The 15,618-nt window shown below is 65.6% G+C and carries 9 protein-coding genes; 6 read left to right on the top strand and 3 right to left on the bottom strand.

The features are described 5' to 3' along the window. The first annotated feature begins 366 nt into the window (after window positions 1-366). Window positions 367-1,989, top strand: a complete 1,623-nt coding sequence (locus J7528_RS04575; protein ID WP_291871759.1) for a DUF5597 domain-containing protein — start codon at window positions 367-369, stop codon at window positions 1,987-1,989. Then, window positions 1,890-4,835 carry a TIM-barrel domain-containing protein gene (locus tag J7528_RS04570; RefSeq protein ID WP_291871758.1) on the top strand — a complete coding sequence of 982 codons (2,946 nt, stop codon included), beginning with the start codon at window positions 1,890-1,892 and terminating at the stop codon, window positions 4,833-4,835. Before J7528_RS04575 ends, J7528_RS04570 begins: the two co-directional genes overlap by 100 nt. A 126-nt stretch (window positions 4,836-4,961) precedes the next feature. Here the strand turns inward: J7528_RS04570 and J7528_RS04565 are convergent, their stop codons facing one another. Next, on the bottom strand, window positions 4,962-5,861 hold the full coding sequence (locus J7528_RS04565) for a LysR family transcriptional regulator (protein ID WP_291871757.1): 900 nt from the start codon (window positions 5,859-5,861) through the stop codon (window positions 4,962-4,964). A 142-nt stretch (window positions 5,862-6,003) separates the two neighbouring features. Here J7528_RS04565 and wrbA point away from each other — a divergent pair, with 142 nt between their 5' ends. The 3 genes from wrbA (at window position 6,004) to J7528_RS04550 (ending at window position 9,025) form a co-directional block, all read left to right on the top strand. Further along, window positions 6,004-6,603: an NAD(P)H:quinone oxidoreductase gene (gene wrbA / locus J7528_RS04560; protein ID WP_291871756.1), complete on the top strand. Its 600-nt coding sequence runs from the start codon at window positions 6,004-6,006 to the stop codon at window positions 6,601-6,603. 484 nt (window positions 6,604-7,087) lie between these two features. Beyond that, on the top strand, window positions 7,088-7,915 hold the full coding sequence (locus J7528_RS04555; RefSeq protein ID WP_291871755.1) for a flagellin: 828 nt from the start codon (window positions 7,088-7,090) through the stop codon (window positions 7,913-7,915). 282 nt (window positions 7,916-8,197) lie between these two features. After that, the gene (locus J7528_RS04550; RefSeq protein ID WP_291871754.1) at window positions 8,198-9,025 is read left to right on the top strand and encodes a flagellin; all 828 of its coding nucleotides are present in this window, start codon (window positions 8,198-8,200) and stop codon (window positions 9,023-9,025) included. 245 nt (window positions 9,026-9,270) lie between these two features. Here the strand turns inward: J7528_RS04550 and J7528_RS04545 are convergent, their stop codons facing one another. Both J7528_RS04545 and J7528_RS04540 read right to left on the bottom strand, forming a co-directional pair. Next, entirely contained in the window at window positions 9,271-10,833 is a 1,563-nt protein-coding gene (locus J7528_RS04545; protein WP_291871862.1) for an alpha-L-fucosidase, read from the bottom strand. Between the two features lie 199 nt (window positions 10,834-11,032). Then, window positions 11,033-13,006 carry a glycoside hydrolase family 97 protein gene (locus J7528_RS04540; RefSeq protein ID WP_291871753.1) on the bottom strand — a complete coding sequence of 658 codons (1,974 nt, stop codon included), beginning with the start codon at window positions 13,004-13,006 and terminating at the stop codon, window positions 11,033-11,035. Between the two features lie 121 nt (window positions 13,007-13,127). On the opposite strand from J7528_RS04540, the gene J7528_RS04535 reads away from it, so the two are divergent. Then, window positions 13,128-15,596, top strand: coding sequence for an exo 1,3/1,4-beta-D-glucan glucohydrolase (locus J7528_RS04535; RefSeq protein ID WP_291871752.1), 2,469 nt, complete (start codon window positions 13,128-13,130; stop codon window positions 15,594-15,596). Window positions 15,597-15,618 lie beyond the last annotated feature (22 nt).

Raw genomic sequence — 15,618 nt, 5'->3', positions numbered from 1 at the left:
AATTCTTCCGCGAGCTCGGCTTGGATCCCCGCTTTCGCGGGGATGATCGGTGTTGGGTTTGGTCGACAGCATGTCCTGTCAAAAGGGCATGACAACGCTATCAAAACGGCTTGTTGGTCTGAATTATACGACTATAGTCTGGCTAGCTTAGGCGGCGTGGCGAGGGGTTTCATGGCCTCGGCTTACACCTCGCGCGACACCTCTCCCCGAGGTCGCGCGACGTCTTTCCCCGCGCATCGTCACCTGCGGCGGTGCGCGGATTTTTTTGAGCCAAGCGGACTTGCTCGCGCCCTCCGGCGGGGCAACGATCCGACCATAAAATTGATAGCGCTAACATCGATTTGGCGCTGCGGACGGAGGAGGCGGATGGGGTTTTCACGCTTCACGGCGGGTCTGGTTTCGGCGCTGGCCCTGGGCCTGGCTGGCAGCGCCCTCGCGGCCGACATTCCGCGCCTGGTCGAGAAGGACGGCCGTCACGCCCTGATGGTCGACGGCGCGCCGTTCCTGATCCTGGGCGCCCAGGTCAACAACTCGTCCGCCTGGCCCTCGCAGATGGCCAAGGTCTGGCCGGCCGTCGCCAGGATGGGCGCCAACACCGTCCAGGTCCCGATCGCCTGGGAGCAGATCGAGCCGGTCGAGGGCAAGTTCGACTTCTCGTACCTGGATCTGCTGCTGACCCAGGCTCGCGAGCACAATGTGCGCCTCGTCCTGCTGTGGTTCGGCACCTGGAAGAACAGCTCGCCGTCCTACGCCCCCGAGTGGGTCAAGCTGGACGACAAGCGCTTCCCGCGCCTGAAGAAGGAGGACGGCCAGCGCTCGTATTCAATGTCGCCGCTGGCCCAATCGACGCTCGATGCGGACCGCAAGGCCTTCGTCGCCCTGATGACCCACCTGAAGGCCAAGGACGCGGCCGAGCGCACGGTCATCATGGTCCAGGTCGAGAACGAGACCGGCACCTACGGCACGGTCCGCGACTTCGGTCCCGCCGCCCAGAAGGTGTTCGACGGCCCGGCGCCCGCCGCGCTGGTCAAGGCCGTCGGGGCTAAGCCCGGTACGTGGAGCCAGGCCTTCGGCAAGGACGCGGATGAATTCTTCCACGCCTGGCACATCGGTCGCTTCGTCGACCAGGTCACGGCGGCCGGCAAGGCCGTCTATCCGCTGCCGATGTACGTCAACGCCGCCCTGCGCGATCCCATCAAGCCGGGCGAGCCCAAGAGCTATTCGGCCGGCGGCCCGACCGACAACGTCATCGGGGTCTGGAAGGCCGCCGCGCCCTCCGTCGACCTGATCGCGCCTGACATCTACATGAAGGAGTCGGTCAAGTACTCGGCCGCCCTGGCCCACTACAAGCGGCCCGGCAATGCCCTGTTCGTGGCCGAGACCGGCAACGATCCGGTCTATGCGCGCTACGTGTTCGACACCCTGGGCCGACAGGGCATCGGCTTCTCGCCGTTCGGCATGGACTATACCGGCTACGCCAACTTCCCGCTGGGCGCGGCCAAGCTGGACGAGGCGACGATCGAGGCCTTCGCGGCCAACTACCGCCTGCTCGGGCCCATGGCGCGTGAGTGGGCCAAGCTCTCGTTCGAGAACAAGGTCTTCGGCGGCTCCGAGCCCGACGACCGCGCGCCCCAGACGACGACCATGGGCGCCTGGACCGTCACCCTGCGCTACGGCAAGTGGCAGTTCGGGGCGTCGGACTGGGCCTGGCTGAAGGATCGCCCGCCTGGCCCGCAAGGCCCAGACGGTGGCGGCATCGTCGCCCAGCTGTCGCCCGACGAATTCCTGGTCACCGGCCGCAATGTCCGCTTCGAGTTCGGCCGCGCCCTCAAGGACAACAAGCCGATGCTGATGGCCCGCGTGGAAGAGGGTCATTTCGAGAGCGGCCAATGGGTCTTCGACCGCCTGTGGAACGGCGACCAGACCGACTACGGCCTCAACTTCACCGGCGGCGCGCAGATCCTGCGGGTCAAGCTCGCCACCTACTGACGGGATCAGCCATGCGCACTCTTGTTCTCTCCGCCTTCAGCCTCGCGCTCATGGCCTCGACGTCCGCCTTCGCTCTCGACGGCGGCTTCGAGAAGACCGCCGACGGCGTCGTCGTCACCCCCGCCTCCGGCCCGGCCAAGAAGGTCCGGCTGCAGGTGATGAACGACCGGACCATCCGCGTCACCGCCTCGCCGACCGACAGCATCGACGCGCCCCAGAGCCTGATGGTGATCGCGCAGCCCAAGACCTCCGGCTTCACGGTGTCCGAAGCGGCCGGCAAGGTCGTGCTGAAGGCCGGCAAGGCCACCGCCGAGGTGACGCTGAAAGACGGTGCGGTCTCGTTCAAGGACGCGGCCGGCAAGACCGTCCTGGCCGAGCAGGGGCGGGCGGCGTTCAAGCCGGTGACGATCGACGGCAAGAGCTTCTACGGTATCTCGCAGCGTTTCAATCCGTCCACGGACGAAGGCTTCTACGGCCTGGGTCAGCACCAGAACGGCCAGATGAACTACAACGGCCAGGACGTCGAGCTGGCCCAGTATAATCGCGACATCGCCGTGCCGTTCGTGCTGTCCACGCGCAACTACGGCGTCCTGTGGGACAACAACAGCATCACCCGCTTCGGCGATCCGACGCCCTACGCCCTGGCCTCGCGCGACCTGAAGATCACTGACGCCAGCGGCAAGCCCGGCGGCTTCACCGCCAAGTACTATGTCGGGGGGCAGCTGAAGCTGACCCGGACCGAGAAGGACATCGACTACCAGTACCTGGACGACCTGCCCAATTGGCCGGCCGAGCTACAGACCGCCGACAAGAAGCCGGTCAAGGGCGTGACCGTGGTCTGGGAGGGCTACGTCGAGCCCAAGGCCGGCGGCGTGCAGAAGTTCAAGCTGTACTCGTCCAGCTACGCCAAGATCTGGGTCGACGGGCAGCTGAAGATCGACCGCTGGCGGCAGAACTGGAACCCGTGGTTCCACAATTTCACCGTCCCGATGAAGGCCGGAACGAAGCACAAGGTGCGCGTCGAGTGGGATCCCAACGACGGCTACCTCGCCCTGCTGCACAACGACCCGATCCCGGTCGCGCAGCAGAAGTCACTGACCCTGACGTCCGAGGTCGCGCACACGATCGACTACTACTTCGTCTCGGGCGACAACCTGGACCAGGTCGTCAGCGGCTATCGTGAGCTGACCGGCAAGGCCCAGGCCCTGCCGCGCTGGTCGTATGGCTTCTGGCAGAGCCGCCAGCGCTACAACACCCAGGACGAGCTGGTCGGAGTCGTCAAGGAGTACCGCAAGCGCCAGGTCCCGCTGGACAACATCGTCCTCGACTGGCGCTACTGGAAGGACGACAGCTGGGGCAGCCACGAGTTCGACAAGACCCGCTTCCCCGATCCCAAAAAGATGCTGAAGGACGTTCACGACGAGAACGCCCACTTCATGATCTCGATCTGGCCCAAGTTCTATCCGACGACCAAGAACTACAAGGAGCTGGACGCCAAAGAGTACATGTACCGCCGCAACGTCGAGCAGGGCGCGCTGGACTGGGTGGGGCCGGGTTACCTGAACTCGTTCTACGACCCCTATACCCAGGAAGCGCGCGACATCTACTGGCGCCAGGTCAAGGAGAACCTGGGCGGCATCGGCATCGACGCCTGGTGGATGGACTCGGACGAGCCGGACATGCACTCCAATCTCGACATTCCCGAGCGCACCCTGCGCATGGGGCCGACCACCAAGGGGCCAGGCGCGGAGTTCTTCAACTCCTACCCGCTGCTGCACACCCAGGCGGTGTTCGACGGCGAGCATCAGCGGGATCCGAACAAGCGCTCGTACATCTTCTCGCGCTCGGGCTTTGGCGGCATCCAGCGCCAGGGCGTGGCGCTGTGGAGCGGCGACGTCGTGGCCCGCTGGGACGACTTCCGGGACCAGATCTCGGCCGGGGTGAATCTGTCGATGTCGGGCATCCCCAACTGGACCACCGACATCGGCGGCTTCTCGGTCGAGGAGCGTTATGAGAAGCGCGATCCTAAGCACTGGGCCGAGTGGCAGGAGCTGACCCTGCGCTGGTTCCAGTTCGGCGCCTTCTCGCCGCTGTTCCGCAGCCACGGCGAGGAGCCCTTCCGCGAGATCTGGAACCTCGCCGACGAGGGGACCGAGGTCTACAACAGCCTCGTCTGGTACGACCAGCTGCGTTACCGGCTGATGCCCTACACCCTGACCCTGGCGGGCGAGACCTATCACCGCGATGGCAGCATCATGCGCGGCTTGGTCATGGACTATCCCAATGACCTGAAGGCCCGGAACGTCGATGACGAGTACCTGTACGGCTCGGCGTTCCTGGTCGCCCCGGTGACCGAGTTCAAGGCGCGCTCGCGGTCGGTGTACCTGCCGGCCGGGACCACTTGGTACGACTTCGAGACCGGCAAGGCCCACGCCGGCGGCCAGTCGATCAAGGCCGACGCCCCGCTGGGCCGCATGCCGCTGTTCGTGAAGGCCGGCGCGATCGTGCCGACCACCGAGGTCCAGCAATATGTCGGCGAAAAGCCCGACCTGCCGATCACGCTCGTCATCTACACGGGCAGGGACGGGAAGTACGAGCTCTATGAAGACGACGGCCTGACCATGGCCTACCAGCGCGGGGCCTACAGCCGCATCCCGATCAGCTACGACAACGCCACCGGGCGGGTGGTGATCGGGGCGCGGTCGGGCAAGTTCGACGGGATGGTGGACAAGCGGACGTTCAAGGTGCGGTTCATCGGGGCTGGCGCCAAGCCGGCGGACTTCGCGGCGACGGCCGACGCGACGGTGGAGTATGCCGGCGACGCGGTGGTGGTGACGCGGAAGTAGCTTCCTTCTCCCCTTGCGGGAGAAGGTGTCAGCGAAGCTGACGGATGAGGGGTTTCTCGGCGCCGCCGCGCGACCCCTCACCCGACCCGCTTCGCGGGCCACCCTCTCCCGCAAGGGGAGAGGGCTTTAGTCCGTCTGCCCCTTGAACCGCTCGATCAGAAACGCCGTCGCCGGCCCCGGCGGCGTATCGCTGCGATGCACCGCGTGCAGCGTGTAGTGCGCGCCGTTCATCTCGGCCATGTCCAGCCGAACCAGACGGCCGGCCTCCAGATCCTCGCGCACCATCGGCTCGGGCATGTTGCCCCAGCCCAGGCCCTCCTTCAGCAGGATGTGCTTGGCGCCCAGGTCCGCCAGCCGCCAGGTGTGGGCGCTGGCGACGGCGAAGTCGCGGCCTTCGGTCAGGTGTGAGCGGTCGGTCAGCACCAGCTGGGTGTGGTCGCGGCCCGCGCCGGGGGCGTTGGGACCTTTCGCCAGCGGATGGTCCGGGGCCGCCACCGGGATCAGCAAGGTCGCGCCGACGGCGATGTAGTCCAGCTCGTCGCCGCCGTGGACGACGTCCAGCGGTCCGGCGATCCCCAGGGTGGCGCGGCGGTCCAGCACCATCTGGGTCACGGCCCCCAGGCCCTCGACATGCAGGCGCAGGGTCACGGTCGGGAAGGCCGCCTGGAAGGCGCGCAAGGCGTCGACCACCCGTGCGCTCGGCAGCATGACGTCAAGCACCAGATGCACCTCGGCCTCAAGGCCCTGCAGCAGGCCCTTGGCCTGTGCCCGCAGGGCGGCGACGTCGCCGGCGATCACCCGGGCGCGGGCCAGCATCGCCTTGCCGGCCTCGGTCAGCACCGGGCTCTTGGCGGCGTCGCGGTCGAACAGGGCCAGGCCCAGCTGGGCCTCCAGATTGGCGATGGCGTAGCTGATCACCGAGTTGGCCCGGTTCAGCCGCCGGGCGGCGGCGGCGAAGCCGCCTTCCTCGACGATGGTCAGGAACACGGTCAGCTGGTCCAGGGTGGGCGCGCCAGGCTCTCTCACGTTCTTTCTCGTCATTCGAAAATATCGAACGTCATAGACGATTTTATTCGGATACCGCGCAAGCCTAAGCGGCGCCAAAACCTCCGCCAACGACGGGGGCGAGCTGCTCTCGCCAAAGCATCAAGGCAAGGGATTAGCCGTCATGGCCAAGGTTCTGGTTCTCTACTATTCGTCCTACGGTCACCTGGAAACGATGGCCAAGGCCGTCGCCGAGGGCGCCCGCGAAGCCGGCGCGACCGTCGACATCAAGCGCGTGCCGGAAACCGTGCCGCTCGAAATCGCCAAGGGCGCCCACTTCAAGCTGGACCAGGAGGCCCCGGTCGCGGCCGTGGAAGACTTGGCCAACTACGACGCCATCATCGTCGGCGCTCCGACCCGTTTTGGCCGCATGGCCTCGCAGGTCGCGGCCTTCTTCGACGCGGCTGGCGGCCTGTGGGCTCGCGGCGCCCTGCACGGCAAGGTGGCCGGCGCCTTCACTTCGACGGCGACCCAGCACGGCGGCCAGGAAACCACCCTGTTCTCGATCATCACTAACCTGCTGCATTTCGGCACGACGATCGTAGGCCTGGACTATGGCCATGCCGGCCAGATGACCCTGGACGAAGTGACCGGCGGCAGCCCGTACGGGGCCACCACCATCGCCGGCGGCGACGGTTCGCGTCAGCCCAGCGCCAACGAGCTGGACGGCGCCCGCTATCAGGGTCGCCGCATCGCCGAGACCGCGATCAAGCTGCACGGCTGATCGCGCTTGAGGTCGTAACCGGTCGCCTCTCCCCCAGCGACCGGTCGTAAGAGGCCGGCCGGCTCTCTCCCCTCCCAGGGAGCCGGTCGGCCTTTTCTTCGTTCCACCTCAAAACAAGGAGTCTCGTCATGCGTCGTCGCGGCAGCTTTTTCGCCGACCTGTGGAAAGGGTTCGTCTTCGTGATCACCATCCGGGCGATCGCCAAGCACTATCGTTCGCCCCGCCTCTACCTGGCCGATCGCTGACCCTAAGGTAGCGGTTCTATACTTTAAGATGTACCCAAGTTGAGTTGAGGTTGTGCCATTTTGATACAGGCATAGAAGTAGTCTTCATTTAATAATTAACAAAATAATCCAAAATCTTAATTGTAGAATACTGAAATCTCAACGAACGCTTAGTCCTATTATGTGAGGATGCACGTGAGCAAAACGCTCACCGGCCGTCAAAACGACGCCGGAACACCTCGAATAGGAGATGTTTCGTTATGGCGCTGAACAGCATCAACACGAACAGCGGGGCCATGATCGCCCTGCAAAACCTGAACTCGACCAACAACGAGCTGCAAGTCACCCAACAGCGCATCAACACCGGCAAGAAGGTGGGCAGCGCCAAGGACAACGGCGCGATCTGGGCCATGGCCAAGAGCCAATCGGCCACCGCCTCGTCGCTGAACGCGGTGAAGGACTCGCTGCAACGTGGTCAATCGACCATCGATGTGGCTCTGGCGGCTGGTGACACCATCACCGACCTGCTCGGCAAGATGAAGGAAAAGGCCCTGGCCGCTTCCGACACCTCGCTGAACACCGCCTCGTTCAACGCCCTGGTGTCGGACTTCAACTCGCTGCGCGACCAGATCTCGAAGGCCGCCACGAACGCCAAGTTCAACGGCGCCAGCGTGGCTGACGGTAGCACCGCCAACCTGACCTTCCTGGCCAACACGGACGGCTCGGTCTTCACCGTGAAGGCGCAGTCCCTGAGCCTGGCCGGTCTGGGGATCAATCCGACCGCGTCGCCGACCTTCGCCACGGCCAGCGCGGCCAAGACGATGATCACGACCATCGACAAGGCCATCGGCACCGCCACCAACAAGCTGGCGTCGCTGGGCACGGCCTCGACCGGTCTCGACACCCACCTGACCTTCGTCGGCAAGCTGCAAGACAGCCTGGAAGCCGGCGTGGGCAACCTGGTGGATGCCGACCTGGCCAAGGAAAGCGCCAAGCTGCAGTCGCTGCAGACCAAGCAGCAGTTGGGCATCCAGGCGTTGTCGATCGCGAACCAATCCAGTTCGTCGATCCTCAGCCTGTTCCGCTAAAGCTGACTTCGGCGATTTTGGTCGTCGAGAGGGGCGGGCCTTCGGGTCCGCCCTTTTTCTATGGGGCCAGTATTCGTCAGGAGGAATGAGTCTGATCAGACTCATTCGTGAGTCTAGTTAGACTCACAGTTAAAAGTATTTAACGGATTAGTTTGGTTGTTAAGGAAGTAACTACAACTCATAAAGGGTATCGAAAGGTCGGCGTCATAATGTCGCGGTGGGTAAAATGCCCACCGGTCGTCAAAAAGACACCGGAACACCTCGAATAGGAGATGTTTCGTTATGGCGCTGAACAGCATCAACACGAACAGCGGGGCCATGATCGCCCTGCAAAACCTGAACTCGACCAACAGCGAGCTGCAAACCGTCCAGCAGCGCATCAACACCGGCAAGAAGGTCGGTAACGCCAAGGACAACGGCGCGATCTGGGCCATGGCCAAGAACCAGTCGGCCACCGCCTCGTCGCTGAACGCGGTCAAGGACTCGCTGCAACGCGGTCAATCGACCATCGATGTGGCTCTGGCGGCTGGCGACACCATCACCGACCTGCTGGGCAAGATGAAGGAAAAGGCCCTGGCCGCTTCCGACACCTCGCTGAACACGTCGTCGTTCAACGCCCTGGTGTCGGACTTCAACTCGCTGCGCGAGCAGGTCGAGAAGGCCGCCACGAATGCCAAGTTCAACGGCATCAGCATCGCCGACGGCAAGACCGCCAACCTGATGTTCCTGGCCAACACCGACGGTTCGACCTTCACGGTCAAGGCGCAGTCCCTGACCCTGGAAGGCCTGGGCATCGACAAGACCACGGTCCCGACCTTCGCCAACGCCAGCGACGCCAAGACGATGATCAGCACCATCGACAAGGCCATCGGCACCGCCACCAACAAGCTGGCTTCGTTGGGCACCGCCTCGACCGGTCTGGACACCCACCTGACCTTCGTCGGCAAGCTGCAAGACAGCCTGGACGCCGGTGTCGGCAACCTGGTGGATGCCGACCTGGCCAAGGAAAGCGCCAAGCTGCAGTCGCTGCAGACCAAGCAGCAGCTGGGCATCCAGGCCCTATCGATCGCGAACCAATCCAGTTCGTCGATCCTGAGCCTGTTCCGCTAAGAGAGGTTCCCTGGCGACCGCGTAAAGGTCGCCTGGAAAGGCTGGGGGCGAGCCGCGAGGCTCGCCCCTTTTTCTTGGTTGCTCCAAAATTTCGCCTTCCTCGCCCATGTGGCGAGGACCCCTGGTGCGGCTGGGCTCGGCGAGGGACGGAGCTCTCCGCCGGTGCGGGCGCACACGGGTTCAAGAAAGCGGCGGCTGAACCATGGGCCCTAGGCACAAGGCCTAGGGAGGCAATGAAGGGGGATCTAGGTCAGGCCTGGTCCTTCTATTTTGAGAACCGGCGTGAACGCCGGCCGCCGTTGCGGCAGCTCGACGACCAGCCCGCCGGCCTCGAGCCGGAAGGGCAGGGGATCATCGCCGCCCAGCAGGGTCACGCGCCGCACCTCGCCCGGCGCGCCCGCTAAGCTCTCGATCTTCAAGCTCCCCTCGGGCCAGGCCATCGGCAGGGCGTAGAGCGCGCCGGCCTTGGTGGTGAAGCGGATGTCGGCCGCCTCGAACGGCTTGGCGCCGCCCTCGTTCTGCATGCCCTCGACCAGCCTGGTCGGGCCTTCGCCGAACATGCGCCAGGGCCGCGAGCCGTAGATCGCCTCGCCATTGACGGCGATCCACGCGCCCATGTCGGCCAGGACCTTCTCTTCCTTGTCGTCGATCGAGCCGTCGCCGCGCTGGGGGATGGACAGCAGCAGGCAGCCGTTCTTGCTGACCACGTCGATCAGCCGCTGGATGACGTCGCGCCCGGACTTGTAGCCGCCGCGCTCGTACAGCGGCCGGTCGTAGTGCCAGCTGCCGATGCAGGTGTCGGTCTGCCAGGGCTCGGGCCGCAGCCGGTCGGAGAAGCCGCGCTCGACGTCCTCGACGATGGCCCGGCGTTGCAGGGGCGACAGCTTCTTGCCCGTCACCACGACGTCGCCGCTCTGGCGGTTGTAGTAGTGCGCCGTGGCGTCCAGGCCCGCCTGGCCCAGCGGCAGGCCGTAATTGTCGAAATAGACCAGGTCGGGCCGATAGCGGTCGACCAGATCGTTCTGGCGGTCGAGCCAGGTCTTCACGAAACCCGGATTGTTCGGCGGCGGGGTATCCAGCCACTCGCCGTCATGGGCGTCGTGCCAGGCATTGGCGGCCTTGATGGTGTCGATCCCGTCGGGGATGACCATGTTCTGCCCCGTGTAGAGCTCCTGCGGATCCAGGCCTTCCCACCACTGGCCCTTGCCCATGGCTCTGGTCAGGTTGAAGGCGTCGTAGCGCTGGCCCCGACGCGGGCCCTCGGCGTCATAGCCATAGGCCGTCTGCCACCAGTGCCAGGCGTGGGCGGCGTGGTTGGAGACGCCGAACCGCAGGCCATGCGCCCGCGCGACCTTGGCCCAGGTCCCGACGATGTCGCGTTTCGGACCGACCCGCATGGTGTTCCAGGCGTGGTGGCGGCTGGCGAACATGTCGAGATTGTCGTGGTGGTTCGCCATCGACATGAAGTATTTCGCGCCGGCCGCGACGTACTTCTTCATCAGGCCTTCGGGATCCCAGTTTTCCGCCTTCCAGCGCGGGATGAACTGCATGAAGCCGAAATCGGCCGGGTGGCCCCAGGTCTTCAGGTGGTGCTCGTAGAAGCGGTTGCCCTGCTGGTACATCTGCCGGCCGTACCAGTCGCCGAACTCGGGCACGCACTGCGGCCCCCAGTGCGACCAGATGCCGAGCTTGGCGTCGCGGAACCAGTCGGGGACCGTGTAGCTGGCCGCCAGCGAGTCCCAAGACGGCTGGAAACGCGGCGCGGCGAGGGCGGGGCTGGCGGAGAGCGCGGCCGTCGCCGCCAGCATGTCGCGTCGGGTGACGGTCACGAGCGAGTACCCCTAAATCTTGCCTTCCTGGGCCTTGTGCCCAGGACCCATGGTTCAGCTGGTCTTGAGTTTGGAGGGGGATCGCGGACTTGCCGCTCCGCAGGCTGGCCAGATGCCGAGCCTGCCTCCGGCATGGGTCCTGGGCACAAGGCCCAGGAAGGCGGGGTTTGTTTGGGTCTCATTTGGCAGGCGTCAGCCTCACCACCCCGCCACCACTCGGCGCCAGCGTCAGGGTAAGGCTCTGCTTGCCCGTCACCGCCTGGGTCCGCGTCTTCAATGCCGTCGGCTCGGCGCCGTCCTCGCGAATCTCGGCCTTGAAGCTGCCATTCCCCAGGAACCCCAGCGGGACCTTCACCGTCCGCTCCGTCTCGTTGGTCATGGCCCCGACCCACCAGTCGTCGCCCTTGCGGCGGGCGATGACGATCGACTGGCCGATCTCGCCCGACAGCACGCGGGTCTCGTCCCAGCTGGTCGGGACGGTGCTGATGAAGTCCAGGCCCGCGGGCGAGGCGGCGTAGGTGATGGGGCTGTCGCTGACCATGGTCAGTGGGCTGTCGAACACCACGTACATGGCCAGCGCCTGGCCGCGCGTGGTCTGCACCGTGGGCAGCAGGAACTGGTCCTTGAAGTCCTGCGGTCGCACATTGCGGAAGCCGCCGGGCGTGTAGTCCATCGGCCCCAGCAGCATGCGGGTGAAGGGCAGGGTGACGTTGTGGGTGGCCGTCACGCGGCGGCTCCACTTGTTGTACTCGGCCCCCAGCACGCCCTCTTGCGTCACATAGTGCGGATAGGTGCGGGTGAGGCCCGTCGGGCGATAGGCGCCGTGCAGGTCGACCATCAGGTGATGCTGGCCGGCCTTCTCCAGCAGGCGGTGGTAGTAGTCGACGATCTGCTGGTCGTCGCGGTCCATGAAGTCGACCTTGATCCCCTTCACGCCCCATTTCTCGTAGGCCGCCAAGGCCTCGTCCATCTGGGCGTCCAGCGCCTTCCAGTGCACCCACAGCATGATACCGACGCCCCGCTCGCGGCCGTAGGCGATCAGGTCTTGGATGTGGATGTCGGGGATGGCGCGGGTAACGTCCGTGCCCGGAAGAACCTGCGGCGCTTGGCCCGAGCCGGCGTACCAGCCGTCGTCGATCAGCATGTACTCCAGCTTGTTGGCGGCGGCGAAGTCGATGAAGCCCTTCATCGTGGCGTCGTTCATGCCTTCCGCGCCGGCGACCTTGGAGCCGTTCCACCAGTCCCAGGCGGCCTTGCCGGGCTTGATCCAGCTGGTGTCGGTCAGGGGCGTCGGCGGGTTGAGGCTGGTCATCAGGTTGGAGCTGATCAGGTCGCCCGGCGTGTCACCTATCATCACCACGCGCCAGGATGAAACCGTGTCGGTCCCGATCCGCGTGGTCACGGCCTTGGTCGGATCGTCCAGGCGCGGCGACAGTTTGGCTTGCAGGCCCGTGCCTCCGTCCTCGCGGCCGGTCAGGTAGAGACCGGCCCAGTTCTTCAGGTCCGCCTCGGCCAAGGCGAAGGCCGCCGTCTTGGTTTGGCAGACCACCGGCAGCTCATAGAGCGCCTGGGCGCGGAATGACTTCGCCGGGATCGGGTCGTACTCGCCCTCGTGCGAGGTGCCAAAGCGCCCCAGGTTCAGCGCCCAGCAGCGCTCGTCGCCGGACAGCGCGAACTTGGTCTCCTCGCCACGCACCGCCACGCCGGCCAGATTCGGCTGATCGGGCAGCACGTAGCGGAAGGCGACGCCGTCGTCATAGGCGCGGGCGACGATTTTCAGCCGCCGCTGCAAGCCGCTCGTTTCGAGAAATTCTACGGTCGTCTCGGCGTAGCGATCCCGCACGGTCTTCGTCTTGCCGACTGCCAGGTCATAGGTTTCGTCGACCTGGCGCGTGCTGGCCGAGGCGATCTTCAGACTCCGCGACAGCAGCCCGCCCTTGTCCAAGATCAGCCCCAGCGGCGACGGCGCGACCAGGGTCTGGCCCTTGAACTTCAACGAGAAATTGGCCTGACCACTTTCATCTGAAATGCGGATTTCTGCCTGGCCGCCTGGCGAGGTCACGACCTGCTCTGCCGCGCCGGCCCCGTTGGCCAGGCATCCAACCCACGCGCTGGTTGCTAGCGCTGTCAAAAACTGGCCGCGAGCCTGCATTTGGAGTTTCCAACCCGATCTTGTTCTGGCTATTTGTCATACAAACTAGGCAAGCTATGGATCGCCGTCCAGGGGTATGACAACGTTGTCCCAGTCGAACTTGGCGACAACGAAAGAAGAGTTGGGGAGTATGAACACCAGGACCCTGTGCGTCGCCTTGCTGGCGTCGACCGTTCTGTCCGGCGCGGCGTTCGCGCAGACGGGCCCGCAGAACACGGCCAATCCCGCCAACTGGCCCGCGGCCAAGAGCCAGGGCCTGGTCGATCCGGCGACGGAGGCCTTCATCGAGAGTCTCCTGACCAAGCTGACCCTGGAAGAGAAGGTCGGCCAGCTGATCCAGGCCGATATCGGCCAGATCAAGCCCGAGGAGCTGAAGACCTATCCCCTGGGCTCGATCCTGGGCGGGGGCAGCTCGCCGCCGATCGGCGCGCCCGACCGCTCGCCGCAAAAGCCGTGGGTCGATACCGCGAAAGCCTTCCGCGAGGGCGCGGCGCAGCGCCCGGGCGGGACGCACATTCCGCTGATGTTCGGCATCGACGCCGTGCACGGCAACAACAACGTCGTCGGCGCGACCCTCTTCCCGCACAACATCGCCCTGGGCGCGGCGCACGATCCCGAGCTGATCCGCCGCATCGGCAAGGCCACGGCCTACGAGACCTCGGCCGCCGGCTTCGACTGGGCGTTCGGCCCGACCCTGGCCGCGCCCCGCGACGACCGCTGGGGCCGCACTTACGAGGGTTACTCCGAGGACCCCGCCATCATCCGGCAATATGCCGGCGAGATGATCCTGGGCCTGCAAGGGGCTGTCTCCCAAGGCGGCGTGATCCAGCAGGGCCACGTTGCGGCCAGCGCCAAGCACTTCCTGGGCGATGGCGGCACCGAAAACGGCGTCGACCAGGGGAACACCAAGGTGTCGGAGGCGGACCTCGTCCGCCTGCACGCCCAGGGTTATGTGCCGGCGATCAATGCCGGGACCCTGACGATCATGGCCTCGTTCAACAGCTGGAACGGCGTCAAGATGCACGGCAACAAGAGCCTGCTGACGGATGTGCTCAAGGGCAAGATGGGCTTCGACGGCTTCGTCGTCGGCGACTGGAACGGCCACGGCCAGGTCACGGGCTGCAAGCCGACCGACTGCCCGCAGTCGATCAATGCGGGCCTCGACATGTTCATGGCCCCCGACAGCTGGAAGGCCCTGTACGCCAACACCCTGGCCGAGGTGAAGTCGGGCGTGATCCCGATGGCCCGCCTGGACGATGCCGTCCGCCGCATCCTGCGCGTGAAGGCCAAGATGGGCCTGTTCCAGGCCGCCCGTCCCTATGAGGGCCGCGAGGGCGTGATCGGCAATGCCGAGCACCGCGCCGTCGCCCGCGAGGCGGTGCGCAAGTCGCTGGTGCTGCTGAAGAACAACGGCGTCCTGCCGGTCAAGGCCAGCGCGAACGTGCTGGTCGCCGGCTCGGGCGCGGACGATATCGGCAAGCAGTCGGGCGGCTGGACCCTGTCGTGGCAGGGCACAGGCAACACCAATGCCGACTTCCCCAATGCGGAGTCGATCTATGCCGGCATCAAGACGGCGGTCGAGGCCGGCGGCGGTTCGGCGGCGCTGTCGGTCGATGGTTCGTTCGACAAGAAACCCGACGTCGCCATCGTCGTCTTCGGAGAAAATCCGTATGCGGAAGGTGTCGGCGACCTGAAGACCACGCTGGAGTACCAGCCTGGCGCCAAGACCGACCTGGCCCTGCTCAAGAGCCTGAAGGCCAAGGGCGTGCCGGTGGTGGTCGTGTTCCTGTCGGGCCGTCCGCTGTGGGTGAACCCCGAGATCAACGCCTCGGACGCCTTCGTCGCCGCCTGGCTGCCGGGCTCGGAAGGCGGCGGGATCGCCGACGTGCTGGTGGGCGACAAGGCCGGCAAGGCTCGCAACGACTTCCGGGGCAAGCTGTCGTTCAGTTGGCCCAAGACCGCCGCCCAGTTCAGCCTGAACAAGGGCGACAAGGGTTACGACCCGCAGTTCGCCTATGGCTATGGCCTGAGCTACGCCCGTCCAGGCAAGGTCGGGAAGCTGTCGGAGGTCTCGGGCGTGAAGCCGGTGGCCGACAACGCCGTCAACTACTTCATCGGCGGCAAGACCCCGCCGCCGTTCGAGTTCAAGGCCTCGCCCTCGTCGTCGGTGCAGATCGCGCCGGTCGACGCCGGCAACGTCCAGGAAGCCGGCCGCCAGATCACCTATGCCGGCGATAAGATGGGCCGCGCGACGATCGTCGGCGAAAAGCCGCTGGATCTGTCGTTCCAGACCAATGCCGAGATGGCCTTGAGCTTCGAGTACCGGATCGACGCCCCGGCGACCAAGCCGGTGATCCTGGCCATCGGCGCGGGCAAGCTGGACGTCACCCCGCCGGCCGGCGCGCCGACCGGCCAGTGGGCCAGCGTCAAGATCCCGCTGAAGTGCTTCCAGGCCGCCGGGACCGATGTGACCAAGGTGGTCGCCCCGTTCGACCTGGGAACCGCCGGGACCTTCCAGGTCTCGATCGCCAACGTGAAGCTGACGGCCGACCCGGCCGGAGCGGTCTGTCCGCCCAAGGCCACGCAATAGGAATAACCCACGCCCCCGTTTT

It is taken from the genome of Caulobacter sp. (assembly GCF_017744445.1).
GTDB lineage: Bacteria > Pseudomonadota > Alphaproteobacteria > Caulobacterales > Caulobacteraceae > Caulobacter.
The sequence above is the reverse complement of the archived record's forward strand: the minus strand, read 5'-3'. Positions and strand labels throughout refer to the sequence as shown.